Origin of the sequence: Providencia sp. PROV076, from assembly GCF_028483405.1 — a bacterium.
Lineage (GTDB): Bacteria > Pseudomonadota > Gammaproteobacteria > Enterobacterales > Enterobacteriaceae > Providencia > Providencia huaxiensis.
This window is the reverse complement of record NZ_JAMPRR010000024.1, coordinates 24,211-50,480: the sequence shown is the minus strand read 5'-3', so window position 1 is coordinate 50,480 and position 26,270 is coordinate 24,211. Positions and strand designations below refer to the sequence as shown.

Below are 26,270 nucleotides of genomic sequence, written 5' to 3'. Positions count from 1 at the left end.
TTTAGGAACATTTTATTAGAATTGAATATTCTAAAAAAATCAATTTTCAGAAGTAACGAATTCTTTCATTATCATAGATCATGATGATTTTTGAATGAACGACGGGTATCCTAAGAGTAGTCATAGCTGTGTACTCTGAGGTTACGGTGAAACGGTTATTTAGCTTGGATGACGTTGATATTATTGAACAAATTTTGAAGGTTTCAGATGCGCTAGGATGCAAAGGCTTCTCCTATGCGGTCCAGCCTAAAAGCAAAAAAGGTGGTTCCGTAATCGTCTCGAACTTTCCACCACACTGGCAGGTTAGATACGAAAAACTATCATATCATCACATAGACCCTATCATGACATGTGCTAAAAAAAGTATACAGCCTTTTCACTGGGCTGATGCTGGTAGCAAACCATATCAGGATGTCAGAAATATTCAGATATCCGACCATGCCATTCCTGGTGTACTGAATGGATACACAATACCTTTGCATGACCACATGGATAACGTAGTGGCCTTTAGTGTTTGGAATGACAATTCATCCAGCGAACTCCAGCGACCTCATCATCCAATAAATGATAATATATATAGAAAAATCATAACCCTACATGAGATGATGTTAACCAAAAAAAATGAAGTGGCTGAAATAGAACAACACATCCTTAGCAGCAGGGAACTACAGGTGCTGCAACTGTCCGGACATGGAAAAACCTACAAAGAGATCGCTCAGACTCTATCAATTTCTGAGAACACTATAAAATTTCACGTTAAGAATATCCTAACCAAATTGAATTCTAGCAATATGAGACAAGCCATAACTACGTTAAAAAAGACTTCTGGCTATTTTTAAGTGGAGAAATAGCTTCAGAAAGAGTCACCATACACCCGCTCGGGCAGCGCGCTGAGTTTTTCACAAATCTCGCCCCTAACAAACAAGCAGTAATCCCGCTTACCAACCAAATACACATCGTAATCCACCAGGCAAGCATGTGCATTTGATAACTTCACAAGCAAAGCACTCATAATGTCCGGGAAGCCTGGCGCTTGATTCAACAGGTGAAAATTCACTGTAAATCGCGTAGGTAGAGACTCCAGAATATCTCTTTCATAAAAATCATTTTCATTCTGAACACCCCAGTAAAAACTTATCTTTCGTTCCGAATCTTTATTTGCTTCAGTGAGTAAAATAGAGCGAGCATAAGAATAACCAGAACCAAAGGCCAGAACGATGACAGGCCTACCGCTGTCTGAACGAAGCCAGGCGTTCCCCATAGGCCCGGCAACAACAACGTCATCACCGACCTTTAGTTTTTTGAGAAAACTATCATGCTTCCTTGTGTCGGCGATATGTAACTCGATCACCTCACCTGAGTTTTCGGGAGAAGCTATCGAAAAATACCCAGATCGGCCGCAATTTAGAATAACCTGAACATATTGACCGGGCTGATAATTTAGTTCAGATTCAAGTCGAATCACTACACGATAGATGTAAGAGTTTAGAGCTCTCATGCTTGATACAGTTGCCGTTACCATTTTTGCCTCACGTTAAAGGCTGGGGATGACCCAGCCAATAAACATCAAATGAACAGGTTGTTTGAATGGTTGTTTAGTAGAAATTGTCCACACTGCTGAACAATAGACTCACTGGCAACAGCGTGCTGATTCATGGTGTAACTGTCGCGCAACCATTTATCCATCGGTGTTTCGTTTTTATATATCGAAGCACCGCCCACCAAGTCATAAATGGTTGAGATGATTTGACGGGAAACCTTGAATGCTTGTTGCCTTGCCAGGGCAACTGTAATGCGGTGAGCGTTGCTCAGCGGCTCTTTACCTACAAGGCCATCCCATTGCTCATTCAGTGATGAATAAACGGCACATCGTGCGCTATAGAGCTCAATTTCACACCGTGCAAGAACCGCCTGCACTCGTGGACTTTTTTTCCACGAAACCGACAGTGAGCGGTCGTATTTGTGCTCAGCAAGGCTGATCGCATAGTCCAGAGCAGCACGCGCCATCCCGAGTGGTATTCCTGCCATGTTGCGCAGGATAGCATCAGGAACATCGTGTAAAGGCCCTTTGCGATAAGGCTCATTGAAACTAAAACTGTGCTCGTAGGGAACGAACATGTTATTGGCACCATAATCACGACTTCCACTTCCGGCAAGACCAGTCGTGTGCCAGTTATCGTGTAATTCGTACTCATCAGGTTTTGCCATCATAACCCGCCAAATTGGCGCTCCGTGGCGATCAACGACCTGATTACCATCCTGATAAACGAAACACCCTGCGCTGAGTATATCGCAATGACTTAAGCCACTGCCAAACCGCCAGCGGCCGGAAACACGATATCCACCAGGCACTATCTCTGCTTTACCTTGAGGATGTATCCAGCCTGCCGTAATCGAGTCAACGGTGAACATATCACGCGCCACAGGCTCATCTATAAAGCCTGAGTAAATACCTGAGTCACTGCCGATCATTGCACACCAAGCCACAGCAGCATCACCAATAGCCAGTTGCTCGATAACCTGGGTTTGCTGAGGTGAGGTTAATTCCAGCCCTCCCCATCCTAATGGGAAATTCATCCTGAATACGCCAATCTCCCTGAGTTTGTTAACAATATGGGGAGGTAGTCGGCGCTGTTCTTCAAGTACACCACCTTCAGCTGAAACTTCCTTTGCCAGCTTTTTTGCATTAAGTAACAATGATTCGAATGAGATTGCGTGCATTGCGATCACCTATAAATATCTGTCATTACTGATAATGTTATTGGGGTCAATGAATTGCTTTAATTCACGAACAAAGCTTCTTTCACCCACACCAGGAGTAATTGGATCCGCCCACTTGGCATGTTCAACACCTAGCCGGTAAGGGATAAATCCTTGCGCCGTAAATTTTTCATGTAATTTACTTAAAGCGGTCAATGAATCTGCCGACTCTTTTTCGCTTTTCTTAAAAGCGATTGAGACAACCAGGTCTATGACATCACCACTAAGGGCGTTGATCGTAGCCCCGCAAAGAACTCCGGTTTCGTTGTGAACTTCATCAATTAGCTGATAGGCCATTTCCAGCGCATCAGCAGTGAAAGGAATCAACGGAAGGAAAAAGATCCAGCCAGTGCCACCTGTATCAACTTTGTCGTGTCTAGCTCCCAGCGTTTTTCTAAGCAGAGTGTCATTTAGGGATGAATCGCCAACATGGGCAGCTTCAACCAAATTAGCGATCACATCAGGCCCAGGATAATTACCTTCAGTTACCGAATTCGATGTCACATTTGTAAATACCTGCGAAGATTCGCACAATTTTTTAATCAAACCGATTCGTTGCGAGACATCGTCAGATAGACCGTCCACACACAAGTGAACGGTATATAATCCGTCACTACCGCCATAGGTTGAGTTGGCCGTGGTGTCATAGATCTTCAATACGCCGCTACTCAGGCCGTTAGCCACCCATTTCTTCAATGTTTGTATTGCTGGTGAAAGCAACTTTCGGCTGAAGTTAAATCGGACTACATGTGTACTTTCAGGGCGGGTATGTAGTTTTATTACCCCTGCCGTAACAACACCAAAACTAGATTGCGTAAAAAACTGCACTAATGAGGGGCCTACACCATGCGGGTATATAGGCGTTTCAACACTTCCGGGCCACCAGCCAACACGGATGATTTTTCCCGTCGGCAACAGGACTTCAATGCCGACAAGGTCTTCAGTTCGTTGATGACGAAGTCCCACCCCTCTGTCCAAGGCATTGCCGAGGAAGCTGGAGTGAGCGGAAGATGCTGTAATGTTCAACATTTTTTGGGTGCCGATTAACAGCTCAGACAGTTCGCCTTGGGTCACGCCAGGCTCAATAATTGCCCAGCCTTGGTCTGTATCAATTTTCCGTACTGCATTTAATTTTTGTAACTCAACAAGGTAGCTACCGTCCGCAACATCCTCCCTAGAGCCCAGGCCCCAGTTGTACCCAATGCTGACAGGATGCAGCCGGGTGTTAGGAAACTCACTTGCACCTATCACTATTTGCTGGAGGTCTATGAGTGAGTTTGGACGTAAAATGCCTTTAATTTTTCTACGTCGAAAAGCACTGACGTTATCTGGTAGCCGTTTTGCCCTGACAACGCACTCACCATCTACACGCGATGCAATATAGCTAAGGAAATCTTCTTTCATGGTATTCTCTTATGTTGAAAGGTTGGTGTTTCAGAGTTTGGTTTTGACGTAACTTAGTTGGTCACTGAAAGTGCCATCTTGATTAATTAGTCTGTGTTTACTGACTCCTTCATGTACATAGCCTGCCTTGAGCGCGACTTTTTTGGAGGCCACATTTTCGGGTTTAACTCCTAATTCAAGGCGATTAAATCCTCCATCAGTCATCAGCCACTCAGAAAGCAATTTCAGGGCCTGAGATGCATACCCCTTTCCTCTGAACCCTGAAAAAACGCCGTAGCCAACATCACCAACCTTGGGTGGCACTACAGGCCGAAGGCTGATCCGACCAATTAATTCTTGTGTCTCATTTTCGAAAATAGACAGCATCATTTTTTCCCCCAGTAGCCAATATAGGCCTGCCAGACGGCAGTCTTTATCAAACTGAGAGAATGGGATGTCAGGATAGATAGACCAAAAACGAGTGACAGAGTCGTAGTGGTCTTGGAACATACGATGCCCATCGGGTCGGGCTGAAATGCGTAGCGTTACCACGCCATCGGTAAGGCCTTCTTGCGGGAATGGAGTGAAGGATTCGTGACCAGATTTAGCGCTGGAATAATGCAGTTCAACAATATCGATATCAGCGCCCCTGGGATCTTTAAACGCTATCAATCCACTGGGACTGAGTCCGGCATTCAGCGCTGCGGCTACTGCTGGTAGATTGTCTGAGTGAATTAGGCTCAGAACAGTTTTTCCTGCCTGCTCAAGCTCAAGAAATTGAGTCGTGAGTTTTAAAAATGCAGCCTCTGGGTCTGAGCACTCCCCCAGGGAGTGATAGATGACATTGTTAGAAATGGGATGTTCACTGAATAGAGACATTACACCATCGGAATCGCTCATTTGAACAACCCTGTGATGCATGTTTAGTTTATCTAAGACGTGCTGAGTGCTGTTACATAGCGGTGCGGAAGATGCATGATGTAAGAAATTCATCGTTAAACCTGTGAGATGGTTGTTTTGGCTAGGACGCTCAAAGCATATAGCCAATTCTTACAGGTTTAACCTACACAACAGGGTAGTTTTTATGGGGCAGTGGTATTAATGACCTTTGTGGCGACTTCCAGTTCGTCAATGGCAACGTTGCCTAGAAGGAGACCTAATCGGGTTGTAAGATTTAATTGGTTATTTGCATACAGCCAAGCCATTGCTCCCATACAATAGGATTCACGGCCTGAAGACTGATACTGCCCTTCCTCTCTGTCTTCAGCACCGCCCTGGTAGGTTGTCTTGTGGCAGAAAAAAACCTCCTGATCAGAAGAAAGCAATGTGCGCTTAATGTCATCCAGACGGCCCTCTGTCAACGGGATCCCTCCCGTCGTTCTGAACGGACAATTTGCGCAAGGTTTTTTAACGGCAAACAATTTTTTAATGTTCATTTCTGTTCCGTATAAATAATCGATGCACCTTTCCAGCGGCGAGTAGTGTTGAGCATGAAGTTAGGGTCGATACTGCGGACCGCCTCGGCCATCATTCGTGGTAAATCGTGCTCCACACCGACAATGTCGAGAGACATACAAAGGCCGGAAGCGTACTCGTTCAACAGCGTAGCAGCCAGCTCTGGTGTTGATACGCCGCGCTTGACTTCATCTTGCCGGACGGCCAGAACACCACCAAATTGGGCATAGACATCGCGCCGAATAGCATCAAGCAAGTGCGGCCAAAAAGCGCCTTTTGGTAACTCACTTAGGCGATTCATCAAAAAAGCCTCACAAGGAAGTCAGGGGTTGACTGCTTGGTATATAGATTACCATCACATCGTTCGCCATCGAAAGATTCCCAGCCCCATGCGGGGTCAACAGAGGTTCCTTTGAGCACTCTATCAATACGTGGCAGTTGAAGAAGGGCTTCATCGTACAAGGCCTGGTTGGTTTGCTTAAGCATCGGCAAGATCCGATTACCCATTTCCCACAGGTGGAACAGGATACCTTCATTTACGCCGGGCCTTGCTATCTCGTGTAACTCAGGAAGTGTCTTATGAATGCGACTTAACTGATGTTCCCAGTTCACATAGAGATCAACCTCTGCCTTGATTGCAGTGCGGTCAGTAATGATATTTGCGCCGTATATACGGTGCATTAACACGATGACATCCAATTCACATAACCCGTCATTGAGGAAATTGAAGGTCGGCAGGTTGAAGTGCATGAACTGAAGGTAAGCAACAGCCAGATCCACCTGGTGCAAGTTCATCATGGTTTCTATTGCGTAAAAATCATCTTTTCGGGTGGCGTATGTATGGGTAATGCGAAACTTATTCATTGCTGACCGCCTATGTTCCAGTGCCCTGGGATTACATCGCTTAAACGCATGAATGGTGTGTGTTGCTCATCAGAGGGGTAGCGTTCATCCAAAGCGGTAAAGACATCATCGGCATCCAAATCCGTTGCTCGAAAATCGTCCACCAGCCGACGAACTATTTGCCCTTTCCTCTCCAATTCAGTAAGCAACAGGATGACACGACATAGGGCTTGCTTAGCGCTGGCCTGCGCGTATCGAAGTTCACATGCGGCGACATTGGCTTCAGGGCTGATTGGAATATTAAGTTGTAGATAAGCCGTGGCCGCAGCACGGTTGTGTTCAAGGCTTCTCACCAATGCCCTGATCAATACAGGCATCGCACCAATGTGATGTGGTGATATCACGATACTAAGAGCGTCACTCTTAACTATCATTTCATTGGTGATTTTCCATTGATAATCGCGGTTTTTATTGTCCTGAACATACAGTAAACGGACCAAGATCAGGACAGCCGCGATCAGCACATACATCATCATTTAACCCCGTGCTTGATGTCTATTTGTTCAGCACGCGCAATGCTCCCGGCAATCAGTTGCTCGCATTTCTCGCGACGAAAATCTGAACTTGCGCCGATCTCATCGAACTGAGTTTTTAGCTGGCCGGTGTATTTCTCAACGGTTTCCTGCATATAGTCGGTCATTGCCTGCGCCCTTTCATCAGAATCCTGTTCAGCACCTAGCGCTTTAGATAACGCCCGCTGCATTTGTCGGGCAATTTCTTTGCCGCGCGAACTGGGGCTTTCAATGTAGGCTCGGCACTGTGCGATTGCGGCGAGTACAGCGCCATGCGAGCCTGCAATTTCGCCTATGGATTCTTTCGGCAAAGGTGCAGATTGAGCCGGAATAGACCCCAGAGAGAGCACCGCGATGAATATAGCGATAGAACTTTTCATTGTTAACCTCACGGTTTCATTTCGACGGGTAAAGCCAGCACGGCAATGCGATGGATAGCCGCAGTGATTAGCGCAATGGGCACGATCGCAGTGTAAACCAGCCAGTCACTATTAAGTGACGTGTACGACCACAGTGCGAACATGGCAAGGGATAGCATGGAAGTGGCAATCATGATGCTGACATTGCGGAACACGGCCAAGACGACGGCCTTGAAGTTGCTGAACAACGCCCCTTCACAACACACTACAGCCCCCACGAACATGATCATCATTGGCAGGACGAGCAAGGTCGTGAACGTCACCAGACTGTACATGTTGAAGTAGACTGGGAACAATGAAAAGAACCCCTGGGACTGAACGGCTGGAGGGGTTGATAACGGTACTGGTACTTGAGCATTACTTGCGGCAGCGCTGGCTGTCGGCATGTAGAGGCTGAGGCACCAAAGCACAAATACCAGCAAGAGTGTGGCAATAAGGCCAGTAAACAAAGTCACAATCAGGTTCCGAATGTGATTTTTAAATGGCAGTCTTTTGCCCGTGATTTTCTGTTGTGTCAGGGTCATCATCACCAGCGAGGTGATGAAAACAGGTTGGAGGATAAAAAAGCCGATATCGGCCATAGAAAGCCGCTGCATTAGCAAAGAAAGCAATCCTCCGCCGATAAAGGTCGGGACTATCAACATGAGCAAACCGTAAGGGCTCAAAAAGGATTTACACGTTTCGGTGAAAATGGATTTGATCGAACGGGTGCTAACTTTCGCGTGTCGCATTTTGGACATTGGACATCCCTTATTTGAAGGTTGGTTATTGGCCGCAACGCTTTTGAGGCGAAGCGTGGGAAATAACATTGGTGAGGTCACGGCGCTTTCGGCGGGTATTGAGGTCAACAACGTTGGAGTTAGAGGTTGTTGAGAGCAAGGCGGTCCGTTCGGCAGGACGATAGGCCTTAAGAGTAACGCCCTGGAATGTTAACGGGACTCCCTCCCCACCATCTTCATTGCAACGCCCCCCGGCGAGTTCATGCAGTTTCATACGCTGCTTCACATCCGAGGCTTTACGGCGAAACTCGTCCATGCTCTGACGGTCAGCCAGGCACTGGGCCAGATCTTCGTTGCTCAATGTGAAGCGGTATACCACCAGCTTTAACCAATATTTAAAGTTACCCATGACTCTTCCTAAATGGTTTCGAATGGGTTAATTGTCTCATGCAACTACTGCTGACAAAGAATGCAAAGGAGATCGAAATGACCTCCTTTTCTTTCAGAATTTCAACGCAGAATGGAGGATGATTTATTTCGAGGCTGTCATTGATAGGTACTTTTTACACTGCTGGTGGACACGACCGGCAAGAATGATCGAGGCGCTATAGTCGAGAACATCTAACCCAAAATGATAGAGCGTTTCATCGTTAGTCGGCTCAAACCAGCGACGAACGCCACGACGGCCAACTTTCAAGAACCAGGAGATACCTGTGGCTTTGTCATGTTCGATGAAGAGTCTTTCAGCCCCCTGCTCATCGGTGATGATAAACCCTGCCCCTTGCGGGTAGATAAGGCCTGAAGCACCAGGAGGAATGCAAGTTGATTCATTGGCTGAGAAAGCCAGTCGCTTTCCACGCAAATTTACAAACTGAGTCACGCTATTGTCCTGAAGAAAAATGAACAGCAGATAAAAAAAGGCAGGCATTGGAACCCACATGCCTGCCTATGTGTGACGTCATTTTAAGATGAGGTGAACCTGTGACGAAGTAAAATGGGCGACAAAACGCGGTGCTATTTTTGCCCTGAAAAAACCTTCACGCGTGTATCTACCCGCTTGAAAACATTAACGCCTTCAGTTGATTCAGACTCGTCTTGGGTGAAAACCCCCAGAAATCGATATAGCGTTCGATTCAGTTCATCGCGCGAATGAGCCATTACGATGCGGTAACACCATGTTTCCTTATAGTTACGCTCAGGATTAAGGCTTTCTTCCCTTATCAGATCGCCATTAATGGAAAGTGAATTATCCCATTCTCCTGCCTTGTATAAACGTGGAAACCAAACCATCACATCCCCGGTCAACCCTATTGCTTCTACAGCGGCTTTGGGTAATCGCCAGCCTCCTGATTGATGGTGGCCTTTATCTCCATAGCCAAAGCACTGTAAAGCATCACGATGATATCTGAATACAGCGTAAGGTCCCGCCTCCAGGAAACCTGCATCAATATGTTTTTGAGCAGTATAGCGTTCTTCATAGTCCCAGGAGAGGAACAAACCTTGCATTTCCAGCTGGGCTTTTCTATCCCTGACGAACTGGATAAATTCGTCAACGAGTTGATTGATGGCATCCAGGGTTAGGTTATTGGTCGGAATGCGTTTTTCAATAAATCCGGTCGCTTCCAAAATATCTAACCGACGAATACCGTCAGCCTTTTTTGCATCATCGCTGTCATGGTGTGCTTCGTCTATCTCAAGATACAGCTTAAGTTGAGGGAAAAGCAGATCAGCAAGGTAAATCTTTCCAGATTCTCCTTCCTTACGGATGCACTGCTGGCAAACGAACTCAAGCTGCGGATCATCCAACTTGTGAAAGATTCTATTAATGATGTAGTGCTCCCAGCGCTTGTGTGAAATTTTTGATAATGCTCGGAGAACGTAGTCGGTTTTACTCATAGGTTTACCAGTGCGGCCGTTATGGCAAATCCCATTAACGGCCGAGAATATTAATGGAAATCAATAGTAAATAGTCTAACTTGCACTCCAGTTCCTTCAAAGGCATTTTCATATTGGCCGACCTGATGTACATCACACTCACGATCTATCAACGCCTGAATACTTTCGTCAGTAGCGCTTCCAGGTAAGATAACCACAATACGCCCTTCACTCTTAACAAACTGCTGCGCATGCTGTAGGTGCAATTTCCAACGATTGTCGGAGTATGGAGGATTCATTAACACACGCTCAAATAGGCCCAGTTGCGTTACCGTGGTACTGAGGAAATCTTGCTGGTGGGTATCCCAGCGCAAGCGAGAGCACATGGCTGCGACATTGTTTGCCTCGACCCCGATCACCTTAACACCTTCTGGCAAATTGCGAAGTAGCGCACCAAAGCCGATGCTGGGTTCAAGTAAAGTATCACCCTCACGCGGGTCGCATTCGTCCATAGCCGCTTTCTGGAGGTCCCCCGTTGTAGGGTAGAACTGATGTGTTTTTTGGTCGGGCAAGGTACCACTGATTGCGATCGCTTTAAACGCGTCCATCGGCCAGAATTCAAACTCGTAGACTTCAGGCTTTACCTCCACCGCGCCAAGGATACGGAAGATACTATCAAGTTCCTTTTTTACCAAGTCGGTGTATTGGTATGGTCGGGGCATCACGATAGTAAATGGAGCCGCACCATATTGCTTCGCACTGTGTTGGTTGTTTCGGGCCATTTCAGCCAATTCTGTGCAGGTTGGGAACGCAATCCGGTAATCAATTAAATCGCCCGTGTATTGCGTGTTTCGAGGTGCCTTGTTGGTTTTTCCTCTCTCTTTGAATTGAGGGATGAGGCCTGGCATACGGTAAGCCAGTACCGTATTGAGGTCATCGCAAACAGTCTCGGAGACCTGAATATGTACATTGCCGTTAAGGAAGCCTTTACAGGTCAGCGCGCCACCGTCTACCGATATCCATTCTCCCACGTTACTGCTGAGGGATTGCTCCAACGCCCACTTATTCACGATTTCAGCGCCAGGACGGCCTTGCATGAGGCCGATGATTTTACGCAGATCGCTGAGGTAATCCATATTGTCATAACCGCGTTTATAGTCGCGGCATGGCAGGCAATTGGTGATCACCATCTTCGGACTAAAACCTTGAGCCTTGTTAGTTTTGTGAAACACTGACAGTTTTTTGAATACGCCTTCGACCATTTCTGCGAAATAATCTTTTTTCTCAGTGGTCAGGCTTTTTGCAGTGGCGAGCACATTCTCTTCTGTGAAGGCAACAGGCCGTAGGGCGGCAAGTCGATCTGGAGATGCTTTGCGCCACTGCCTAAGCGTGTTGTACCACTCGTCTTTCCGGGCGGTTGGCATAAAATTACGTACACCAGTGAGATCCAATACTTTTTGCCAGAAGGACTCATCCAATGCGCAGGTAGCTCGCTGGAGATCAAACAGACAATCAACGGCCAATGTTGTCCCTATCGAGTTGTTACATCCGTCAGTAAAATAACGAAATGCCTGGCTATGACGTTTACCCATAACGACGAGGTGCAATGAGTCAATTTCGCTACGTGCATCGTGGTATTCTGCGAGTAGTTGCGTAAGTGCGTTGAACAGACGAAACCCTTCGTGTGGGGTTATACCGGCATGATGACCATCTATAGCTTGATACAGAGGAAGTATCGGCTGAAATTCAGTGGCGGGGTTGGGTTCGTAGATGGCTAAACTTGTCATGGGGTACCTCACTGGAAATAGAATTATTATCCGGTGGGACTAACCGCTGACGAAGGGAAAAAGTCAAAAAAAAAGCCTCGTCCTAACGAGGCATCTATTAAAATGAGGTACTACTTATTATCTCTCAACACACGTCGTCTTCAACATCCTCACCGAACTCATCGAAACAAACCCGCGTCGGGAGAGCGACTCCTTTGGGGCGAAACGTATGATGGAGCTGGAGGTTGTTCAAAAACTCTGCTTGTATGAGTATTTTTATACTGTTACGTAGAGTATCTGAGGTCGGGTTTAAGATCCAGCCACATTTTACGCGTATACCACGTTTATTCGTGATCAGCGCGGTGCATTCACTTTCATGATCGGACTCTTGATTGCAGTTCGGGCAAAGGAATACCGGCGTAGAGCCGCCTTCCATGAGGGCCTCGCGAAAGTCTTCAGCGGTCGGCCAGATATAAGCATCGCAAATTTCCGGCAGACGCTGCTCGTTATAGAACTGAGCCGGTGCATCATGACCTCGAATACCCTCCAGTGACTGAAGGATCCGCTCTGGCGAAAGAGATAACACATCGCTGTATTCTTCCAACTTCGCGTAGGTCGTGTTGCGCATTATGGTCACAGTTAACACGTCCGCGCCCGATCGCAAGGCTACATTTTCAAGCGCCTGAATAGCTCCCTCAACCGAGTTCGGTGGTAATTGGGTATGAATGCGTTGCGCTATCAGTGACTGGCTCATTTTCACTTCCTCAGGAATGGTTGTAATGCCGATTTTACTTCGGCTTGTGCCGCTGACTGAATTTTCCAGGTACTACAATTTGCTGCTCATGGTTAGGCCATCACTTGTCGGGATGTCAAAGCACAGGGCATTTCCAGACTGATATTCGTAGTCACCCATCAAATAGCAAAGTTTGAAATTCCCGCGATGGTACTGGCGCAATTCAAGCGGCAGACCCGGATTGGGGAAGATCTGTAGCTGAACAGTAAATTGGCCTTTTGTGGTCTGGAAATCAGTCTTCAAACCAGTGCCCGTTTCATTTGAGGCTCGAACAACAGGCTGCGTGACCGTGCCAACATCCCAGGTGGTGATCAAGGTTGTCGAACGCAAGTAATAAATCACGGAAAGCCCGGCCACAAGCAAGACCAAAAGAAATGCAATCAGGAACTCCCTTGACGTAATTGTGTACGACCAGTGTTTTTGCTTTTTGCGCGTGTTTTTTTTACGGCGCGGAGCTCTTTTAGGAGGCCGCTCAGGAGTAGTCATAAAAACCTCTTTTTAACTTTTCGTGGCAATTTTTAAGCCAGCCAACATGTACATCACTTGAATTTCACTCAAGGTGCTTAGGTTTAATTCTTGTATATATCTACATATCCCTTCCGGGGTTTCAACGATCGGCATGCCAGGCAATACACCTCCACCAGCACGCTTTGCGAGATGCAAACCTGCATAGAGATGTTTGATCTGATGAGAAGAAAGCGCCGATATATCCAGGTGTGTCAGATAATCCCGCTGCCGCTGAATGCTATAGCGTTCGCGGACATCATACTCATCAGGTAGTGCAACAACGCCTTCTATGCTGGTTGCTGTGAATTTATCAAAGGGAGAGGAAATGCCAGCAACAATGAACCGTTGTTCGGCAACATTAACGACCTCACCTTTGGAAAGATGACCGTCCTGGTGCTGAATGAATACCGTGGATCCGGTATACAGGTTACCTGTCCAATATCTATAGGATTGAGACATTCCACGCCCCCTTTAAGTGATCTCACAAATACATGATATCAGTAGTTCAGAATCGACAAAGCCCGAACAAGTCGGGCTTTCATTTGGTTTATTCGAATTGACCGTCGGAGATGGTCTCCGATATATCTATCGCGAGATCGTTATCGCTGATATCTGCCAGGCGCTCGTAGCGGTAGAGCGGGATATTCAGGTGGCTGAGCAGGCCAATCAGAAATGCACTGTTCTCAGATTCGGCCAGTCGCTCTTCAGTCAGCATGACCAGTACAATTTCGCCGCTATGCACATCGCTTAGAACAAAGTTAAAGTTCATTCGCGACATAAACTGCATGGCACTTTTGACGTCCAGACTTTGGCTCTCAAAATCCTTTTCTTCGGCCTGAATAATGTCGGTCACTCTGACGCGTGGTGCAACCGCATATTGGTCGGCAAACATCTCAATCAGGCGAGAGTACAGATTGCTGGCATCGCGCGGGAGAATAAATTTATGGCGTTTGTACCCAACGTAAATGGCCGGAGTCAGTTCGTCATCACTGGATATCACGCCTTCGTGATCTTCCCTTTGATAAATTCGCTCACCCGTTTCGGCATCAATGGGAAACAACTCGTCGAGCGTTGGCTTCCGGCTCCCCTTTTCGCCGCCCGGTTTTTTTTCCGACTTCCCGGTAAAAAACAGTAAGTAGGCCAACCCTAATACACCTGCAATAAATACGGCCAATCCAATCATCTTGAAAGACATGACGCACCCCCGTGCCTGTCTTGGTGAGTAATTCCTGTTATACCGGCCTGTCCGCAATGTCGTTGCGGATCAGGTAGTCAGCCAGGTCCCTAAGTGAAGAAACGCCCAAGTCCCGCAGTACCGCAGGCGGGCGCTCTTTATTAATTTCGGCTTCACGCGCTTTGCGGACATTCTGCAAATATCGATACATCTCTTCCGGCAAAGTCATGGCTTTGGCACTCAACAGCGGGTAATCGCTGCGGGCAAACCACGCTTCATAGGCCGCATCCTTGCGAACGTGATACATGGAGGGATCCATTTGCCCCTCGACGGGCGGTTGCCAAGTATCGTCATTGCGCTTCTTGCGCTCCGTGGATAAGAACCAGGTTTCGAAAAATTGCTTTACCACGCTATCAGTTACGCTCATGGATTTTCCTTGTTGTACCACGGAGATCAGTCTTCAAAATTCCAACCTCCCTCATCTTTGAGCCATTTCACGGCCAGAAAACGGAAGGGATAGTGTTCTGCTGCAAGCTTTATCTTGACTCTCGCGTCCTCTTCCCAATGCCCTTTCACTTCATGCACCTCCAGATCACCCGAGGTCAGCATGACGAAAAAGTCCGCTGTATACGTTGTTTTGTCGGCAAGGCGCAGTTTGATTGATTCGAACTTGAACCAGGCGACTTCACCAGCATGCATACGCCATTTCAGATGTTCGGCGTAGCGTGCTTCTGTTTTATTCATTGTGCCCGTTCGCAACCGCCCCAGCGCTTGGGTCCGTAGCTTTGCTGTCAACTCTGCGGGTGCAGACTCAAGGCTTTGCTGGATGGGCGTTACAGGCTGCACGTCTTTCTTTGGTACCGATTTTGAACTCGCGCTCCGGCCCATTCTCTGTTCGTATTCGCGTTGCTGTTCTTCAGTCCAACGAAGCATTAGACGTTACCTTCGGTTTCGATTACCTAATTCATACCCGGTATGGTTACACGTTATTCGTCGTCATCCAGCTCGCTGTTATCGGCCGCCTCACCACTTTCATCGCCTTCCTCTTTGTCACCCCCGTCAGCTTCAGTTGAGGACTTAGCTTCCCCGCCGAACGCAGCAATTAACTGATCAAGGAGCTCCATAATGACTCCGGTAAACAAAACGAAGTCTGCATCAAACCTCTGCACTTCATCTTCACGATCAATATCATCGTTTTGCTCAATGAGGGCGTCAGCAAAGTTCAGCCTTGAGATGACAAAGCTGTCGTTGATGACGAAATTAAGTTGCTCCATCCAGCTCATCGCCAGCTTAGTGACCAACTTGCCAGCTTCGATGTGGTTAGCAATCTCATCGCAAACCAGATCTTGTCGTTTTGTCGTCACAACGCCACCGTCTTCCAGAATAGCTTCCAGGGTCGCTTCATCGCACAACGCCAGGCCTGGAGGCAGCTCGGAAGAGCGAACCCACTCGGTCAGCTTCAGCTCAACCGGAGTTTCTAACGTGAAAGGTATGATAGGCAGAGTGCCCAGTGTTTTACGCAGGAGCGCTGCCGCGTCTTCAGCGCGTTTAAAGCTGGTGGTATCCACTATGATCAGCCGGGATTTGGGATCAATCCACATGTTCATGTTGGCGTATTTACTCAGTGCTTTGGGTAGCAATTCCCCTAGCACCAGGTCGTTCAGCGCTGAAATTTCTGTGCGTTTCAGACGACGATTTTGCTCTTTTTCCAGCTTGGTCACACGCTGGCGCACGAGCTCTTTTACCGTGGCCGGAGGAATGATTTTGCTCTCGTTACGCTGAGTCAGCAGAATGAGGCCATTCGCCTGGTGAGTAAGCTCTTCGTACTCTTCACCCAGCGGGCTGACCCAACCAGTGCGCGCCATATCCTGCGGGCCGCACGGCTGAAACATGAAGGGTTTCAGTTGTTCTGTGATGTTACTGAAGTCAATCTGGCGGGTGATGCGGTACACCACGACACTTTTGGGACGAAAAAGAGGCATAGCTCCCTCACTATGATTTTTAATCAGAAGGGGCTTGCCCTTTGATTTTTGTTTTGACAGGTACTGGATGCGGTCACGAATAGCCAATTGCACCCAATACACCACATTGTTGTCTTTGATAAATTCAAGGTATTGGCGACTAGCTTCAGCAGGGTCATACCGGTGAATGATGGCAATTTCATCGCAGAATCGCTCAGTTAGAGGATCCTTGAGCGGTGGAATTTCAAACACCGGCACGGTCATGCTGAGGTCTTGCCGGAAGATACAGCCCGACGGATAGCGATAATTTCATTCGCCTTTTTCCCTTCCCCCGTTCCGTTATAAACACTGCGTGGGGCAGAAAACCCTTTAACTGCGAATCCGGCATACATCTCGCGGATGTTCTCGGCATCATGGCTGGAAGCCACCACATGCACCCCTTTCTCCGGCAGAGTATTCAAAATGCCCACCAGCTCGCGTTGTTGGGCTTCAGAGAATCCGCTTGCGTGATAACCTGTAAATTTGCCCGGATTGACATAAGGCGGGTCACAGTAGACCACGTCACCTTCACCGGCCAGTTTCAGCGTTTCTTCATAGCCTGCGCAAAGCAGATCCACATTTGCAAGGCGGTCAGCCATGTAGCGGATTTCTTTCTCTGGCAGATAGGGTTTGCGGTAATCGCCCCAGGGTACGTTAAACTCCCCTTTACGCTTGTTGTACCGGCACAGACCACGATACCCGTGGCGGTTCATGTAGATGAACATCGCGGCCATACGGACTGGCTCAGCTGTACGTTCGTTAAATTCTTTACGGATCGCATCGTAGTGTTCGCGAGTACGGCACGTAGCATAGAGTTCAGACAGTGCAGCAATAACGCTTTCAGCAGCGTTGCGGATGGTGTCGTAAGTGTTGATTACGTCGGCGTTGATGTCAGCCAGTACGTAGTTTGAATACGCGGTATTCATCATCACTGCACCCGAACCACAGAAAGGTTCGATCAGACGGGCACCCTTTGGCAGCGCCAACTTCAGCTGAGCCATGACGCCTTGCTTACCCCCAACCCACTTCAGAACTGTATTCATTATTTCACCATAGAAAGCGGGCAACCCCACGTTGCCCACATGAATGGATAAGGCTTACTTGATGCCGTTTACCAACGCTTTGCGCTCTTCGACGAGATTACGGTTCTCATCGTGTGCCAGGAACGCTTCAAACTTCTCTGGATAACGGACGGCCAGCTTGACGATATTGGTTTCCAGAATACGGCCATAATGGATACCGGAGGCCGATGGGAAAACACCCAGGCTATACCAGTTCAGGTCGCCGAACTCTTCAGACAGGTTAACCAGGTCCAGCGACTGTCCTTCAATCGTGTTCACCAGCGCTTTGCAGATTTCTGCGGATTCAGTAAACACACCCAGAGAGGCATGCAGAATGCGCGAGTCGATTGCACCCAGGGAACCGAGGCCGATATTGTGTGCTTTGCCGTCAAAACCAGTCATCATCATGGTGTTGGTGTCGTCATGCAGCTCATCAGCGGAAATGGACTCCGGCGAAAGCGTGCCGATCAGGTCTTGCAGGTCGGCCAGGCCTTTTTTAAAGCGATTAATGTCAATCGGTTTACGGTAAAAAATACCTTTTTTAAACTGGTCCAGCATTTCACCCAGTGAGTGAGCCGCTGACAACAACAGATACAGGTGAGGCACACTCACGCCGCTGATGTTAGGGATCACCGATTCGGTGCGAAGGGCTTCTTCATGGTATTGCTTCAGTTCCACGTAAAATCCTCAAGTTTCTTTATTGCTGGTGGAGCAAGAGGTAACTTTTGAAAAATAAATGTTACCCATGCGGGAGAAAGTGCTCTCATCATAACCGTTGACGTTTCCCATTCCCTTCGAAAAGGCGGTCAATTTGTCGTTGTTTTTCAGTGGGAAATGCCAGCAGCTTTGCACGATTGACGTGCGATTGCTTTTGGTTAACAAAACAAACAGTTAGTGCGACTTGTTAGAATCTGACTGGCATGATGATGTCGCAGCAGTCATCGCCGAAGCCGATTTCCAACCCTGTTACCGTGTCTTTCAGGGCAACAGTTATTTCTGTTTCTTCGTCTGAATGTGAGATCAAGCTATTCAGTGCGCGAAGCAGGTATTCGCAGTTGATGCCGATTTCAATTTTGTCTTCCTGCTCCCCTGCCACTTTTTCGATATCCAGCACTTCCTTGCACTCGATCAGGTTTTGATTAGGGGACTTAATCATCAGCGCATTACTTTTGAAAACGAATACGCCTGTACTGTTCGCATTCTTACTGACTGCGCCTGCATTGATGAGCGGCAGCGCACGGCTTAATGCGTCACGGAGCACCAAGGCATTTATGCTGAACTTCTCTGTATTGTGCTTAACAACACCTGCAACACGATGCCAATCGGGATAGCTGCCATTAATCAGATTGGAGACCAAGGTGACATCACCCAGGTTAAAGGTCAGGTAACTTTCGCTGTAGTCAATACGGAAATTTCCTTGGTTTGCACCCAGCAACTTCATGAGGATAGGACATACTTCGATCGGCAGGATGACCCCAGAAGAAGTCCCAGACAGAGATGCAGGGGCTACTGGTGTCACGATCTCTTCTTGTGGTTCGTTCGTAAACAGTACGTCTTGAGTCATTACAGACATTCGGTGCCCATCGGTCGCGACGGCGTTGAAGGTATTTTTATCCAGACTCAGGAAAACCCCATTCATGTAATGGCGAACGTCATTCTTACCCGCAGAGTGCATGACACGTTGCAAGGTTCGATGCAGCATATTGGCAGGGAAAGTGATGCTGTACTTGGCTGTCAAATCGGACTCGTCTACAACCGGGATTGTGTCCATACACAGAGGAATGTTGTAAGCATTTTTGCCGGTACGAATGATGAGGCGATTTCGGTCTTGGTCGCATCGTACATTCACGGTTTCTTCACCTTTCATGTTACGGAACAAGGTGCTGATATGGGTTGCAGGTACAGAGGCCACCATATCACCGTTGGCTTTATGGACCACTCCACGGGAGATCACTTGCCCGGTATTGTAATCAACACCGAGCGCGCTCAGGTTGTCCCCTACCAGGGTCAGGGTCAACATTTCCAATACTTTGAACTGAACGTTACCACGCTTAATGATCATGCAAGGCGCATCGATGATACGCAGCATGTCATTTGCAGAGATGTCGAAGCCTGGCAGATCTTTGAAGGTACGCTTCTTTGGTGCCGCTTGCTGATTCAGAGTTGTGGTCATGTCGGATCCCTATAATTTAGTAAGTAGTCATAATTAGACTACCTCGACCCAAACTGGTGACGAATAGCAAAACAGCGAGTTATTTAGGATAAGTGAAGTATTATGGCTTCACAAAATAAATGGGGTCACTTGACCCCATCGCCTTCTGTTAACGCAGACAATCCGCCATAGTAAAATATCCGAGCCGCCGCATCATGTCGTACATCTGGCGGGCTTTACCGTTAGGACCTTCGTGCTTACCCAATTTGTAGATCAGAACGCGCATCCCCATCAACACACTTTCTGTATCGGGTTCACCTTTGAGCAGGGGCTTATCTGTATTCTCCAGCCAGGCTCCGTGCTGTGCAAAATGCAGAATATCCCCGGCCAGTAATTCAGGCTGCTGTAACATAAGATGGCAAGTAGTGAGTGCAAACTGAGTTGCTTCGGCTTCACTGACGTTCAATGTAATTGCCAGATCAGCCGCTGAATTAACGGTCATAGTGCATTCCTTTCCCATGCCTCTGGGTTCCCTCCCAGCGTCAGCACCAACGCCTTGAGTCTTTCCGTTTCCGCATCCGCTTCCAGTCGTTCAGCACGAAGGCGCTCATTTTCAGCTGTCAACTGCTCGTTAGCCCCACGCTCAGGGTTAACTTCATCTTGAAGTCGCTTGAGTTCAGCCGGATTGTCTCTGTCTTGCTTGGCTTTTTCACGGTAGAAAGTCAGTTGCTTGCCGAATGAGACGTTCAGTTGCTGGAGGGCATTAAATTGGCGCAACAAACCTTGATAGTCAGGAGCCGGGGAATAGCTGCCTTTGTAATCACCGGACAGGTTAGCCAGCGTTGAGATCAGCTGTGTGATGAGCTCTGAGGGGGCCGTGACTTTTCGCAGATTGTCAGCACAGACCCCTTTCTCTTTCAGCGTCTCAAGTGTTTGGTTCAAAATCGACTTCATGTTCATGATGAATTACTCCGGTTGCTGATGTTGAAAAAAGTTCACTCACCTACGCGAGCATTATGCTGACCAAGGTTTACCCACCGCATCTAATGCGGCGATAACGGTTTGACGATAGGCGGCAACTGCCCCCGCGACCTGTGCGGTATAGACCCTGTCAGAAGATAAATCGACGGGTTGGTTGATGTGCTCCACCAGACGATCCAGCGCCGCAATTAGGTGCGTGACATTCTCATAGCCAAAATCACTGTCTGCCCGGTCATACAGGGCGATGACGGCATGGTGATGTTCGCCATGCTCTTCGAAGTGCTCGCGAAATTCGTCAGCCAACGCACGCATCGTAGCGATAGCGGAATGCGTTTCGGGTGTCAGCAATTGCGATGCCGGTTGTTTCAGGCGAGCATGGTGGCAGCGGACCCAGGCATTCCATTCCACGTTGAGGTCGATACGTTCAGAGTCATCATCATCATCGACAAAGCCTGCGGCTACTAGCTCAGCGGCCGTGGCGTGGTTGATGTTTAAGCGCGATTGCAGATCCTGTATGAACAACTGCCGCAGGTTCAATAAGCATGGGTCTTTCATGGTGTGTCCTTCTGGATAATTTGAGATAGCATAACGTGGGTGATATGGCTCACGAAATTTTTGCGTAGAAAACCCGCTGGTTTAGCGGGTTGATGATCTGGCTGGGTTACTTGGGGCCACTAAAGGTGTTTTCGATAACTTTCTGACTGCGTTCAACCCAGTCGCTGCTGTTTTCACAGTTAACGTTGGCTTCGAATACCTGGCGTGCGGATGTGTACATGGGGCTGTTGTACCCCCCACGATTGGCAAGCATGACGCGGATGCCGTTGAGGTAGGGATAAATCGGGTCCTGCAAGATAGTCTGATCCACATCACCAGCTTGCTGACAATGCTGGGTGCGCATTTTAATAATGTCCTGAGCAACCTGTAAGCACTCAGGGCAGCTGGCTTTGTAGGATTGGAATTCTGCCATTGATTTTCCGGCAACAGGTCGCCCACTCGCATTGGTAGGAATTTCAGCAAAGGCACTGGTCATACACAATGCGGCAATGGCTCCGGCCAGAAATGGTACGCCACGGATACGTTTAAACATGTTTTTTCACCTTGTTAATGTTCACCCAGACGGGTAGCTCGATCCTACTACGGACATGATTTCCACTCGCCCGAAAAGGCCAACAAAACGAGGACTAAAAACGATGACATGGAGCCAGGCTAAAGATAGCTTATTCATATCGTATATGATTAGGCGTAAACATGGAAAACACCACGCAACACCGGAACTCATCGTTACAACAAGACGTAATGTACGTATTGCTTAAAATTAGGGCGCGTAACAGCAATCCAATTCCTTTCACAGCCATCTTCTCGATCCTTAACAAAGGCCGTTCCCGTGAGGTAGAACGCCCCAATTTGCGCATATCTTGTAGAACGTTGGTGGAGCGAAGGCTGTTGCTCAAGTACCGTGACCCACGCTCACTAAAAGTCGCGTACACATTAAGCGAGATTGGCATTGAATTGGCAGAGACTATCCGCAAAGGGTGCGAGGACGAATGAGGAAAAGAAGACCGGCACAGGGCGTGCCGGTTCAAAGGCTAACCTAAATAACGACGGCTAATGGAAATAACACTGCGACGACGAGCTGGTAATAAAGCTGCTTGCTTATCAATTACACGCTCGGCATTATCGACTTGAAACTTCACGCGGTAGCCCTTCCCTATCAGCGCTCGCCGCATGTGTCTGTCCATTTGGTCACGCGACCAGCCGAAGGCAAATTCACGATCACCACCACTACCAGATTGAGGCCCAGCGATGATATCGCGGACCCGTTGTTTCAGAAACTGACCACGAAGGCCGTATCCGGACAGCTTCCGGCGTAGCTTTTTAGTCGTCATTGAGTGCGTAGACTGTCCGTTTTTCACGTTATTTCTCCACTTGTTACGCCCAAGGGGCTAATTGATACGTTGGCCTGGCATTGGATTCGATCTGTCTCCACGTAGTGAGGCTTTGATAATCCCTATGGATTGCTCAATGCCACGGGTATCTTGCCCTTTATTGGCAAGGATGTGCTTTTGCTCATTCAGCGCCATGATGGCATTTTCAACACCAGCACTAAACACGTCAGTCTTCACCTTTTCAGTGGTGATAACACCATTGGTGACAGCCTCAAATCCATTAACGATTTCGTTAAGTGCCAATGCGCCTTCTGGCTCAAATTGTTGGTAGTTGTGTAAGTCAATGAACGGCAGCAGGTTATCCAGCAGGCCGCGTAGCGCATAGAACATTGTCAGCAGATACAGGTTGTCATTCTCAGTCGAACTGTTATCGGCGATTTTTTTTGACAGTGTTTCTTGGGCTTTCGCGTTATACCGAGTTGCCCAAGCCTCACTCACGCAAGCCAAGAAGCGTTCCCCTTCTTGTTCGGTCGCTTCCAAACTCGGGACGCCAAAAGAACTTGGTAAAGCCTCTCTCCAGGGGATCCGAGATAAAAACCTCCATTAAATGGCTATTTTCAGCCAGGAGGGTATGTTCATGGTGTTGAGCGCCCATCGCGAGTTCATTCAGGGCTTTAGTTGTTTTTGGGTCAATCATGCTGATTTTCCATATCAGCGGGATGCGTATGCACTGGCGCGCGGCCATGTCGCATGTGGTACAGGGTATCGCGGTGCTGTTTGGCATCCATCGTGTTATTGTTTTTGTTTCCCCAAGACAACGATGAAATTAATTTTTTGAAGAACGCTTTCAATTTAGCCTCTCTGATTTACGGCAGAATTTATTTCTTAATCAGTGATATCTGCGAGTGAAAAGTGGTAACACAAGAATGCTACCACCGGTTTAACCGCTGTCGAAACACCTTATCTCGGCAACAATCCACAATCTCCGGCAATGGTTAAAACGTCACCATTGCGGATCACAACACCAATGTTACGGATATGCTCAATCTTGCCTGCCGCACATTCACTGGCCTGCGCCATTTGCGTAACCAGCTGGGAAGATGCTGCGGTAGCCTTATCCAGTGCCGCTTCAGGGGTATTCAGGAAGAATACATAGAATGTAGCAACCGCCCCCAGCATGACCATCATCACACTACGAAACAGCAATGACGCAACAGCAAAGCCTGCCACAGCAATCCCCGCGTAACTGAGTGCCTGGCCGATACTACCGTTGTTGAGAATGGCATTCAGTGATGCCTGTATTTCGTTCATGTCAGACTCCGAGAGATAGAAACAGTAATGCAGCCCGGAAGGCTGCATAACGGAACGATGGTGGATGTTAGAATGGTGGGTCGTCGGTATTTGGCGCACCCCAACCGCCTTGGCTGTGCTGTTGCGAATTTTGTTGCGGAGCACCCCATCCTCCTTGCTGGCCGCCAGGTGCATTATTCGGTTGATTATTTGCCTGGCGGGGGTTTTGCTGGTTCTGTTGCTGCCCGCTGGCAGGGGCTGAACCGAGCATTTGCATAGTGCCACCAGAAGCCGGATTGACTACGATCTCAGTCGTGTAGCGATCCGTGCCGCTTTGGTCTTGCCACTTACGCGTGGAAAGTTGTCCTTCGATATATATTTGCGAGCCTTTGTGCAGGTACTCACCAACAACATCGGCTAATTTTCCAAAGAAAACAACGCGATGCCACTCTGTTTTTTCTCGTTGCTCACCCGTCTGCTTGTCACGCCAGGTTTCAGATGTTGCGATTGAAATATTGGCTACAGAGCCACCATTTTGCATTGCACGGAGTTCGGGATCTTGGCCGAGATTCCCGACAATGATGACTTTGTTAACACCACGTTGTGCCATACGACTATCCTTCTGGTATTGATGGTTGACTGAATTACCATCTTTATTTTACGGATGTGCGTCAGATGACAAACCTTTAAGGGGGACAAAATGGGGTGCTTTTCCAGAAACATTCTTAGGGAAAGGAAAATAAAAAAAGCCCGGAAGCCGGGCATGGTGATCGTTATGTCTAACGAGGTAAAACACTTTTTTTATATTTAATAGTGGTGCTGGCTAACTGTATTGCATTCACTGGTGAGGCGCAATTGCTATAGGAGTTGTGATGCCAATTCCGCAGCATGTTTTTGAGCAATATCAGGAATATCGATGGCAGAGATAAGCGCATGCTTAGCGCCGTCAGCACTGACTCCGTACACCACCCATCGTAGCGTATCGCCAGGCGCTGCAACCAGCTCATCGACATCGCCGCTCGCCGGAAGATCAATGATTTCGTTACCGATACCTTCGGCACCGTAAGCAATGCGGATAAAGCCGTGCCCTGTTCCCAGAGGCAATTCGTTAAGGACAAACTCACGTAGCGACACGAGTTCTTTCTCAGCGGTTTGTGTTGCCAGATAATGAAGGTTTGGGATGCGGCTTAAAATTTCAGCCGCACTGGCGGTGTCGCGGGTCGTGGACATCAAAATATAAGCAGCCCACAGAGCGCCAGCGTTGAATTCATTTGAAGTTAGTGTAGTCATGGGAGTCCTTATCTTTTTTGTCGCTTGAAGCTTTCGCTTCCATATTGTTTGAAATATTCAGTGAAGCCTTTATCGCTTTCACGCGTTGCAGATTCAGCGGCCGCAGTTGCTTTTCGCATGTCACGCTCGGCGACCTCTTTGCTCAGCTGCATATATCGAGTCATGTTGTCAGAACTGGGATCCGTAACCACCTCTTCATAGGCAGATTGGTAGCGTTCATCCAGTGATAACCCAAACGTGGTTGAACATCCTGCCAGAAAAAAAGCCAGAGGTAAAATGATTAATTTATTCATGTGGTTACGCCATTTTCAGAGCCAGAGTCTGTGTTTCGTTTTACAGATTTTGAGAACCAGACTCGGGCTTTCGTTTCTGATAAGGCCACCAAAGTGATGGCCGATTGAGGTTATTTGGACACAGCAGAACCGACAGACATCAGGGAACCTGCATTGATGAGACCACCAACGCTTTGCGCCAAATCAGCGGGCATAGCCACCACTTTCGCGTTAGGGCTGGTTGCCAGCACAGAGAGAGTCTCAATATAGTTGTTCGCTAACTGGAAACTCATTGCTTCGCGCCCCCCCTCAATCGTGAGTGCTTCAGCCAATTTCGACGAAGCTTTGAATTGCCCATTAGCCAGCGTTTCCAGCGCAGTAGCTTCGCGAACAGCCGATTGCTGCTTCGCCTCTGCATCCAGGATCATGGCTTCCTTCTTGCCTTGCGCCTCCATAATGGCAGCATTTTTATTACCGGCCGCGAGCTCTTCGGTCGCTTTGCGTTCACGAACCGCAGCAGCTTGCTTTTCCATTGACTTCAGCATTGAGTCGGAAGGTGTAATATCCTGAATATCCACAGTACGCAGGCTTAGGCCCCAATCAACCATCTGCACGTCCATACTCTGACGTAAACGTGCGGCCAGTTCGTCACGGTTGGTCAGCGTCTCATCGAGCTCCATCCCACCAACGGCGTTGCGGATCGTGGTCATGACCAGATTACGCACGGCGGTGTTGAAGTTATCAACCCCGTAGGCAGCTTTTTTCGGATCTGCGACGCGAATGAAACAAATCGCATTAACCTGCGTCATGGCGTTATCTTTTGTGATGGCTTCAATGCCTTTCACTTCGATCATCTGATCTTTCGCCGACATACGGTAGGCGATGTTATCCAAAAACGGGATCAGGATGTTCAGTCCGGGATTTAACGTCGTATGGTATTTACCCAGGCGCTCGACCACCCATTGGTCCGCCTGAGGCACGATGCGCACACACTGGTACAGCGTGATACCGAGAAACACAACAACAACAGCAAGACTGATAAGTCCAATCATGTTTTTTTCCTATCCAATCA

37 protein-coding genes are annotated in these 26,270 nt (G+C 48.1%); 2 read left to right on the top strand and 35 right to left on the bottom strand.

Features of this window, described 5'->3' with window-relative positions:
* The first annotated feature begins 164 nt into the window (after positions 1 to 164).
* Positions 165 to 839, top strand: a complete 675-nt coding sequence (locus tag PSF67_RS15575; protein WP_162762206.1) for a helix-turn-helix transcriptional regulator — start codon at positions 165 to 167, stop codon at positions 837 to 839.
* Positions 840 to 853: 14 nt separating this feature from the next.
* Here the strand turns inward: PSF67_RS15575 and PSF67_RS15570 are convergent, their stop codons facing one another.
* The 28 genes from PSF67_RS15570 to PSF67_RS15435 all read right to left on the bottom strand — a co-directional run bounded on the left by PSF67_RS15570 (position 854) and on the right by PSF67_RS15435 (position 21,547).
* Positions 854 to 1,522 (bottom strand): hypothetical protein, encoded by a 669-nt coding sequence (locus PSF67_RS15570; RefSeq protein ID WP_042847309.1) that lies wholly within the window; start codon positions 1,520 to 1,522, stop codon positions 854 to 856.
* Between the two features lie 44 nt (positions 1,523 to 1,566).
* Positions 1,567 to 2,721, bottom strand: a complete 1,155-nt coding sequence (locus PSF67_RS15565) for an acyl-CoA dehydrogenase family protein (protein WP_042847312.1) — start codon at positions 2,719 to 2,721, stop codon at positions 1,567 to 1,569.
* A gap of 9 nt (positions 2,722 to 2,730) precedes the next feature.
* Complete coding sequence (locus tag PSF67_RS15560) at positions 2,731 to 4,164, bottom strand: FAD-binding oxidoreductase (RefSeq protein WP_072035188.1); 1,434 nt, start codon at positions 4,162 to 4,164, stop codon at positions 2,731 to 2,733.
* 30 nt (positions 4,165 to 4,194) lie between these two features.
* Positions 4,195 to 5,043, bottom strand: coding sequence for a GNAT family N-acetyltransferase (locus PSF67_RS15555; RefSeq protein ID WP_166267800.1), 849 nt, complete (start codon positions 5,041 to 5,043; stop codon positions 4,195 to 4,197).
* Between the two features lie 182 nt (positions 5,044 to 5,225).
* On the bottom strand, positions 5,226 to 5,504 hold the full coding sequence (locus tag PSF67_RS15550) for a hypothetical protein (protein ID WP_226617167.1): 279 nt from the start codon (positions 5,502 to 5,504) through the stop codon (positions 5,226 to 5,228).
* Positions 5,505 to 5,575: 71 nt separating this feature from the next.
* Positions 5,576 to 5,899, bottom strand: coding sequence for a hypothetical protein (locus tag PSF67_RS15545; RefSeq protein ID WP_042847315.1), 324 nt, complete (start codon positions 5,897 to 5,899; stop codon positions 5,576 to 5,578).
* Entirely contained in the window at positions 5,899 to 6,462 is a 564-nt protein-coding gene (locus PSF67_RS15540; RefSeq protein WP_042847318.1) for a hypothetical protein, read from the bottom strand. Before PSF67_RS15540 ends, PSF67_RS15545 begins: the two co-directional genes overlap by 1 nt.
* Complete coding sequence (locus PSF67_RS15535) at positions 6,459 to 6,941, bottom strand: hypothetical protein (RefSeq protein WP_166267802.1); 483 nt, start codon at positions 6,939 to 6,941, stop codon at positions 6,459 to 6,461. The genes PSF67_RS15540 and PSF67_RS15535 overlap by 4 nt, the downstream gene beginning before the upstream one ends.
* 32 nt (positions 6,942 to 6,973) lie before the next feature.
* The gene (locus tag PSF67_RS15530) at positions 6,974 to 7,393 is read right to left on the bottom strand and encodes a hypothetical protein (protein WP_042847321.1); all 420 of its coding nucleotides are present in this window, start codon (positions 7,391 to 7,393) and stop codon (positions 6,974 to 6,976) included.
* A gap of 8 nt (positions 7,394 to 7,401) precedes the next feature.
* Positions 7,402 to 8,172, bottom strand: a complete 771-nt coding sequence (locus tag PSF67_RS15525) for a hypothetical protein (protein WP_042847323.1) — start codon at positions 8,170 to 8,172, stop codon at positions 7,402 to 7,404.
* A gap of 25 nt (positions 8,173 to 8,197) precedes the next feature.
* Positions 8,198 to 8,560, bottom strand: a complete 363-nt coding sequence (locus tag PSF67_RS15520; RefSeq protein ID WP_042847325.1) for a hypothetical protein — start codon at positions 8,558 to 8,560, stop codon at positions 8,198 to 8,200.
* A 123-nt stretch (positions 8,561 to 8,683) separates the two neighbouring features.
* Complete coding sequence (locus PSF67_RS15515; RefSeq protein ID WP_166267804.1) at positions 8,684 to 9,013, bottom strand: hypothetical protein; 330 nt, start codon at positions 9,011 to 9,013, stop codon at positions 8,684 to 8,686.
* 152 nt (positions 9,014 to 9,165) lie between these two features.
* Complete coding sequence (locus tag PSF67_RS15510; protein ID WP_042847328.1) at positions 9,166 to 10,047, bottom strand: AbaSI family restriction endonuclease; 882 nt, start codon at positions 10,045 to 10,047, stop codon at positions 9,166 to 9,168.
* 50 nt (positions 10,048 to 10,097) lie between these two features.
* The gene (locus PSF67_RS15505; RefSeq protein ID WP_052219395.1) at positions 10,098 to 11,813 is read right to left on the bottom strand and encodes a DUF4942 domain-containing protein; all 1,716 of its coding nucleotides are present in this window, start codon (positions 11,811 to 11,813) and stop codon (positions 10,098 to 10,100) included.
* Positions 11,814 to 11,937: 124 nt separating this feature from the next.
* The gene (locus PSF67_RS15500) at positions 11,938 to 12,546 is read right to left on the bottom strand and encodes a hypothetical protein (protein WP_042847330.1); all 609 of its coding nucleotides are present in this window, start codon (positions 12,544 to 12,546) and stop codon (positions 11,938 to 11,940) included.
* 72 nt (positions 12,547 to 12,618) lie between these two features.
* Positions 12,619 to 13,071 (bottom strand): hypothetical protein, encoded by a 453-nt coding sequence (locus PSF67_RS15495; RefSeq protein ID WP_042847331.1) that lies wholly within the window; start codon positions 13,069 to 13,071, stop codon positions 12,619 to 12,621.
* A 12-nt stretch (positions 13,072 to 13,083) separates the two neighbouring features.
* Positions 13,084 to 13,551 carry a hypothetical protein gene (locus PSF67_RS15490; RefSeq protein ID WP_042847333.1) on the bottom strand — a complete coding sequence of 156 codons (468 nt, stop codon included), beginning with the start codon at positions 13,549 to 13,551 and terminating at the stop codon, positions 13,084 to 13,086.
* An 88-nt stretch (positions 13,552 to 13,639) separates the two neighbouring features.
* Complete coding sequence (locus tag PSF67_RS15485; RefSeq protein ID WP_052219397.1) at positions 13,640 to 14,287, bottom strand: DUF2726 domain-containing protein; 648 nt, start codon at positions 14,285 to 14,287, stop codon at positions 13,640 to 13,642.
* 37 nt (positions 14,288 to 14,324) lie between these two features.
* Positions 14,325 to 14,693, bottom strand: a complete 369-nt coding sequence (locus tag PSF67_RS15480; protein ID WP_042847335.1) for a hypothetical protein — start codon at positions 14,691 to 14,693, stop codon at positions 14,325 to 14,327.
* 26 nt (positions 14,694 to 14,719) lie between these two features.
* Positions 14,720 to 15,010, bottom strand: a complete 291-nt coding sequence (locus tag PSF67_RS15475; RefSeq protein ID WP_237072387.1) for a DUF1064 domain-containing protein — start codon at positions 15,008 to 15,010, stop codon at positions 14,720 to 14,722.
* A gap of 242 nt (positions 15,011 to 15,252) precedes the next feature.
* Positions 15,253 to 16,248: a recombination-associated protein RdgC gene (gene rdgC, locus PSF67_RS15470; protein ID WP_042847513.1), complete on the bottom strand. Its 996-nt coding sequence runs from the start codon at positions 16,246 to 16,248 to the stop codon at positions 15,253 to 15,255.
* 239 nt (positions 16,249 to 16,487) lie between these two features.
* A complete protein-coding gene (locus PSF67_RS15465) occupies positions 16,488 to 17,309 on the bottom strand; it encodes a DNA adenine methylase (RefSeq protein WP_042847337.1) in 822 nt (273 codons plus the stop codon).
* A gap of 54 nt (positions 17,310 to 17,363) precedes the next feature.
* Positions 17,364 to 18,005, bottom strand: a complete 642-nt coding sequence (locus tag PSF67_RS15460) for a nucleoside triphosphate pyrophosphohydrolase family protein (protein WP_052219399.1) — start codon at positions 18,003 to 18,005, stop codon at positions 17,364 to 17,366.
* A 226-nt stretch (positions 18,006 to 18,231) separates the two neighbouring features.
* Positions 18,232 to 19,500: a DNA polymerase III subunit beta gene (locus PSF67_RS15455; protein WP_226617165.1), complete on the bottom strand. Its 1,269-nt coding sequence runs from the start codon at positions 19,498 to 19,500 to the stop codon at positions 18,232 to 18,234.
* Positions 19,501 to 19,648: 148 nt separating this feature from the next.
* Positions 19,649 to 19,981 carry a hypothetical protein gene (locus PSF67_RS15450; protein ID WP_166267808.1) on the bottom strand — a complete coding sequence of 111 codons (333 nt, stop codon included), beginning with the start codon at positions 19,979 to 19,981 and terminating at the stop codon, positions 19,649 to 19,651.
* Positions 19,978 to 20,439: a hypothetical protein gene (locus tag PSF67_RS15445; RefSeq protein ID WP_237072354.1), complete on the bottom strand. Its 462-nt coding sequence runs from the start codon at positions 20,437 to 20,439 to the stop codon at positions 19,978 to 19,980. Before PSF67_RS15445 ends, PSF67_RS15450 begins: the two co-directional genes overlap by 4 nt.
* Positions 20,440 to 20,493: 54 nt before the next feature.
* Positions 20,494 to 21,015: a hypothetical protein gene (locus tag PSF67_RS15440; RefSeq protein WP_042847341.1), complete on the bottom strand. Its 522-nt coding sequence runs from the start codon at positions 21,013 to 21,015 to the stop codon at positions 20,494 to 20,496.
* Between the two features lie 106 nt (positions 21,016 to 21,121).
* Positions 21,122 to 21,547 carry a hypothetical protein gene (locus tag PSF67_RS15435; protein WP_042847343.1) on the bottom strand — a complete coding sequence of 142 codons (426 nt, stop codon included), beginning with the start codon at positions 21,545 to 21,547 and terminating at the stop codon, positions 21,122 to 21,124.
* Between the two features lie 103 nt (positions 21,548 to 21,650).
* Between PSF67_RS15435 and PSF67_RS15430 the strand changes: the two genes are divergently transcribed.
* On the top strand, positions 21,651 to 21,773 hold the full coding sequence (locus PSF67_RS15430; RefSeq protein ID WP_256372935.1) for a hypothetical protein: 123 nt from the start codon (positions 21,651 to 21,653) through the stop codon (positions 21,771 to 21,773).
* Between the two features lie 630 nt (positions 21,774 to 22,403).
* Here the strand turns inward: PSF67_RS15430 and PSF67_RS15425 are convergent.
* From PSF67_RS15425 to PSF67_RS15395, 7 genes are all read right to left on the bottom strand, one after another.
* Positions 22,404 to 22,886: a hypothetical protein gene (locus PSF67_RS15425; RefSeq protein ID WP_162762209.1), complete on the bottom strand. Its 483-nt coding sequence runs from the start codon at positions 22,884 to 22,886 to the stop codon at positions 22,404 to 22,406.
* A 149-nt stretch (positions 22,887 to 23,035) separates the two neighbouring features.
* Complete coding sequence (locus PSF67_RS15420; protein WP_161595381.1) at positions 23,036 to 23,197, bottom strand: hypothetical protein; 162 nt, start codon at positions 23,195 to 23,197, stop codon at positions 23,036 to 23,038.
* Between the two features lie 109 nt (positions 23,198 to 23,306).
* Positions 23,307 to 23,657: a hypothetical protein gene (locus tag PSF67_RS15415; protein ID WP_042847355.1), complete on the bottom strand. Its 351-nt coding sequence runs from the start codon at positions 23,655 to 23,657 to the stop codon at positions 23,307 to 23,309.
* A 67-nt stretch (positions 23,658 to 23,724) separates the two neighbouring features.
* Positions 23,725 to 24,246 (bottom strand): single-stranded DNA-binding protein, encoded by a 522-nt coding sequence (ssb, locus tag PSF67_RS15410; protein ID WP_052219401.1) that lies wholly within the window; start codon positions 24,244 to 24,246, stop codon positions 23,725 to 23,727.
* Positions 24,247 to 24,494: 248 nt separating this feature from the next.
* Positions 24,495 to 24,926, bottom strand: a complete 432-nt coding sequence (locus tag PSF67_RS15405; RefSeq protein WP_042847357.1) for a hypothetical protein — start codon at positions 24,924 to 24,926, stop codon at positions 24,495 to 24,497.
* An 8-nt stretch (positions 24,927 to 24,934) separates the two neighbouring features.
* Positions 24,935 to 25,219 (bottom strand): hypothetical protein, encoded by a 285-nt coding sequence (locus PSF67_RS15400; protein ID WP_042847360.1) that lies wholly within the window; start codon positions 25,217 to 25,219, stop codon positions 24,935 to 24,937.
* A gap of 110 nt (positions 25,220 to 25,329) precedes the next feature.
* A complete protein-coding gene (locus tag PSF67_RS15395) occupies positions 25,330 to 26,250 on the bottom strand; it encodes an SPFH domain-containing protein (RefSeq protein WP_042847363.1) in 921 nt (306 codons plus the stop codon).
* Positions 26,251 to 26,270 lie beyond the last annotated feature (20 nt).

Bases quoted from the DNA above. Each gene is read 5' to 3' on its own strand.
- PSF67_RS15570 (WP_042847309.1), bottom strand. From the start codon at position 1,522: ATGGTAACGGCAACTGTATCAAGCATGAGAGCTCTAAACTCTTACATC.
- PSF67_RS15565 (WP_042847312.1), bottom strand. From the start codon at position 2,721: ATGCACGCAATCTCATTCGAATCATTGTTACTTAATGCAAAAAAGCTG.
- PSF67_RS15560 (WP_072035188.1), bottom strand. From the start codon at position 4,164: ATGAAAGAAGATTTCCTTAGCTATATTGCATCGCGTGTAGATGGTGAG.
- PSF67_RS15555 (WP_166267800.1), bottom strand. From the start codon at position 5,043: ATGAGCGATTCCGATGGTGTAATGTCTCTATTCAGTGAACATCCCATT.
- PSF67_RS15545 (WP_042847315.1), bottom strand. From the start codon at position 5,899: ATGAATCGCCTAAGTGAGTTACCAAAAGGCGCTTTTTGGCCGCACTTG.
- PSF67_RS15540 (WP_042847318.1), bottom strand. From the start codon at position 6,462: ATGAATAAGTTTCGCATTACCCATACATACGCCACCCGAAAAGATGAT.
- PSF67_RS15530 (WP_042847321.1), bottom strand. From the start codon at position 7,393: ATGAAAAGTTCTATCGCTATATTCATCGCGGTGCTCTCTCTGGGGTCT.
- PSF67_RS15525 (WP_042847323.1), bottom strand. From the start codon at position 8,172: ATGTCCAAAATGCGACACGCGAAAGTTAGCACCCGTTCGATCAAATCC.
- PSF67_RS15520 (WP_042847325.1), bottom strand. From the start codon at position 8,560: ATGGGTAACTTTAAATATTGGTTAAAGCTGGTGGTATACCGCTTCACA.
- PSF67_RS15510 (WP_042847328.1), bottom strand. From the start codon at position 10,047: ATGAGTAAAACCGACTACGTTCTCCGAGCATTATCAAAAATTTCACAC.
- PSF67_RS15505 (WP_052219395.1), bottom strand. From the start codon at position 11,813: ATGACAAGTTTAGCCATCTACGAACCCAACCCCGCCACTGAATTTCAG.
- PSF67_RS15500 (WP_042847330.1), bottom strand. From the start codon at position 12,546: ATGAGCCAGTCACTGATAGCGCAACGCATTCATACCCAATTACCACCG.
- PSF67_RS15495 (WP_042847331.1), bottom strand. From the start codon at position 13,071: ATGACTACTCCTGAGCGGCCTCCTAAAAGAGCTCCGCGCCGTAAAAAA.
- PSF67_RS15490 (WP_042847333.1), bottom strand. From the start codon at position 13,551: ATGTCTCAATCCTATAGATATTGGACAGGTAACCTGTATACCGGATCC.
- PSF67_RS15485 (WP_052219397.1), bottom strand. From the start codon at position 14,287: ATGTCTTTCAAGATGATTGGATTGGCCGTATTTATTGCAGGTGTATTA.
- PSF67_RS15480 (WP_042847335.1), bottom strand. From the start codon at position 14,693: ATGAGCGTAACTGATAGCGTGGTAAAGCAATTTTTCGAAACCTGGTTC.
- PSF67_RS15475 (WP_237072387.1), bottom strand. From the start codon at position 15,010: ATGAATAAAACAGAAGCACGCTACGCCGAACATCTGAAATGGCGTATG.
- rdgC (WP_042847513.1), bottom strand. From the start codon at position 16,248: ATGCCTCTTTTTCGTCCCAAAAGTGTCGTGGTGTACCGCATCACCCGC.
- PSF67_RS15465 (WP_042847337.1), bottom strand. From the start codon at position 17,309: ATGAATACAGTTCTGAAGTGGGTTGGGGGTAAGCAAGGCGTCATGGCT.
- PSF67_RS15455 (WP_226617165.1), bottom strand. From the start codon at position 19,500: ATGACCACAACTCTGAATCAGCAAGCGGCACCAAAGAAGCGTACCTTC.
- PSF67_RS15450 (WP_166267808.1), bottom strand. From the start codon at position 19,981: ATGACCGTTAATTCAGCGGCTGATCTGGCAATTACATTGAACGTCAGT.
- PSF67_RS15445 (WP_237072354.1), bottom strand. From the start codon at position 20,439: ATGAACATGAAGTCGATTTTGAACCAAACACTTGAGACGCTGAAAGAG.
- PSF67_RS15440 (WP_042847341.1), bottom strand. From the start codon at position 21,015: ATGAAAGACCCATGCTTATTGAACCTGCGGCAGTTGTTCATACAGGAT.
- PSF67_RS15435 (WP_042847343.1), bottom strand. From the start codon at position 21,547: ATGTTTAAACGTATCCGTGGCGTACCATTTCTGGCCGGAGCCATTGCC.
- PSF67_RS15430 (WP_256372935.1), top strand. From the start codon at position 21,651: ATGACATGGAGCCAGGCTAAAGATAGCTTATTCATATCGTATATGATT.
- PSF67_RS15415 (WP_042847355.1), bottom strand. From the start codon at position 23,657: ATGAACGAAATACAGGCATCACTGAATGCCATTCTCAACAACGGTAGT.
- ssb (WP_052219401.1), bottom strand. From the start codon at position 24,246: ATGGCACAACGTGGTGTTAACAAAGTCATCATTGTCGGGAATCTCGGC.
- PSF67_RS15405 (WP_042847357.1), bottom strand. From the start codon at position 24,926: ATGACTACACTAACTTCAAATGAATTCAACGCTGGCGCTCTGTGGGCT.
- PSF67_RS15400 (WP_042847360.1), bottom strand. From the start codon at position 25,219: ATGAATAAATTAATCATTTTACCTCTGGCTTTTTTTCTGGCAGGATGT.
- PSF67_RS15395 (WP_042847363.1), bottom strand. From the start codon at position 26,250: ATGATTGGACTTATCAGTCTTGCTGTTGTTGTTGTGTTTCTCGGTATC.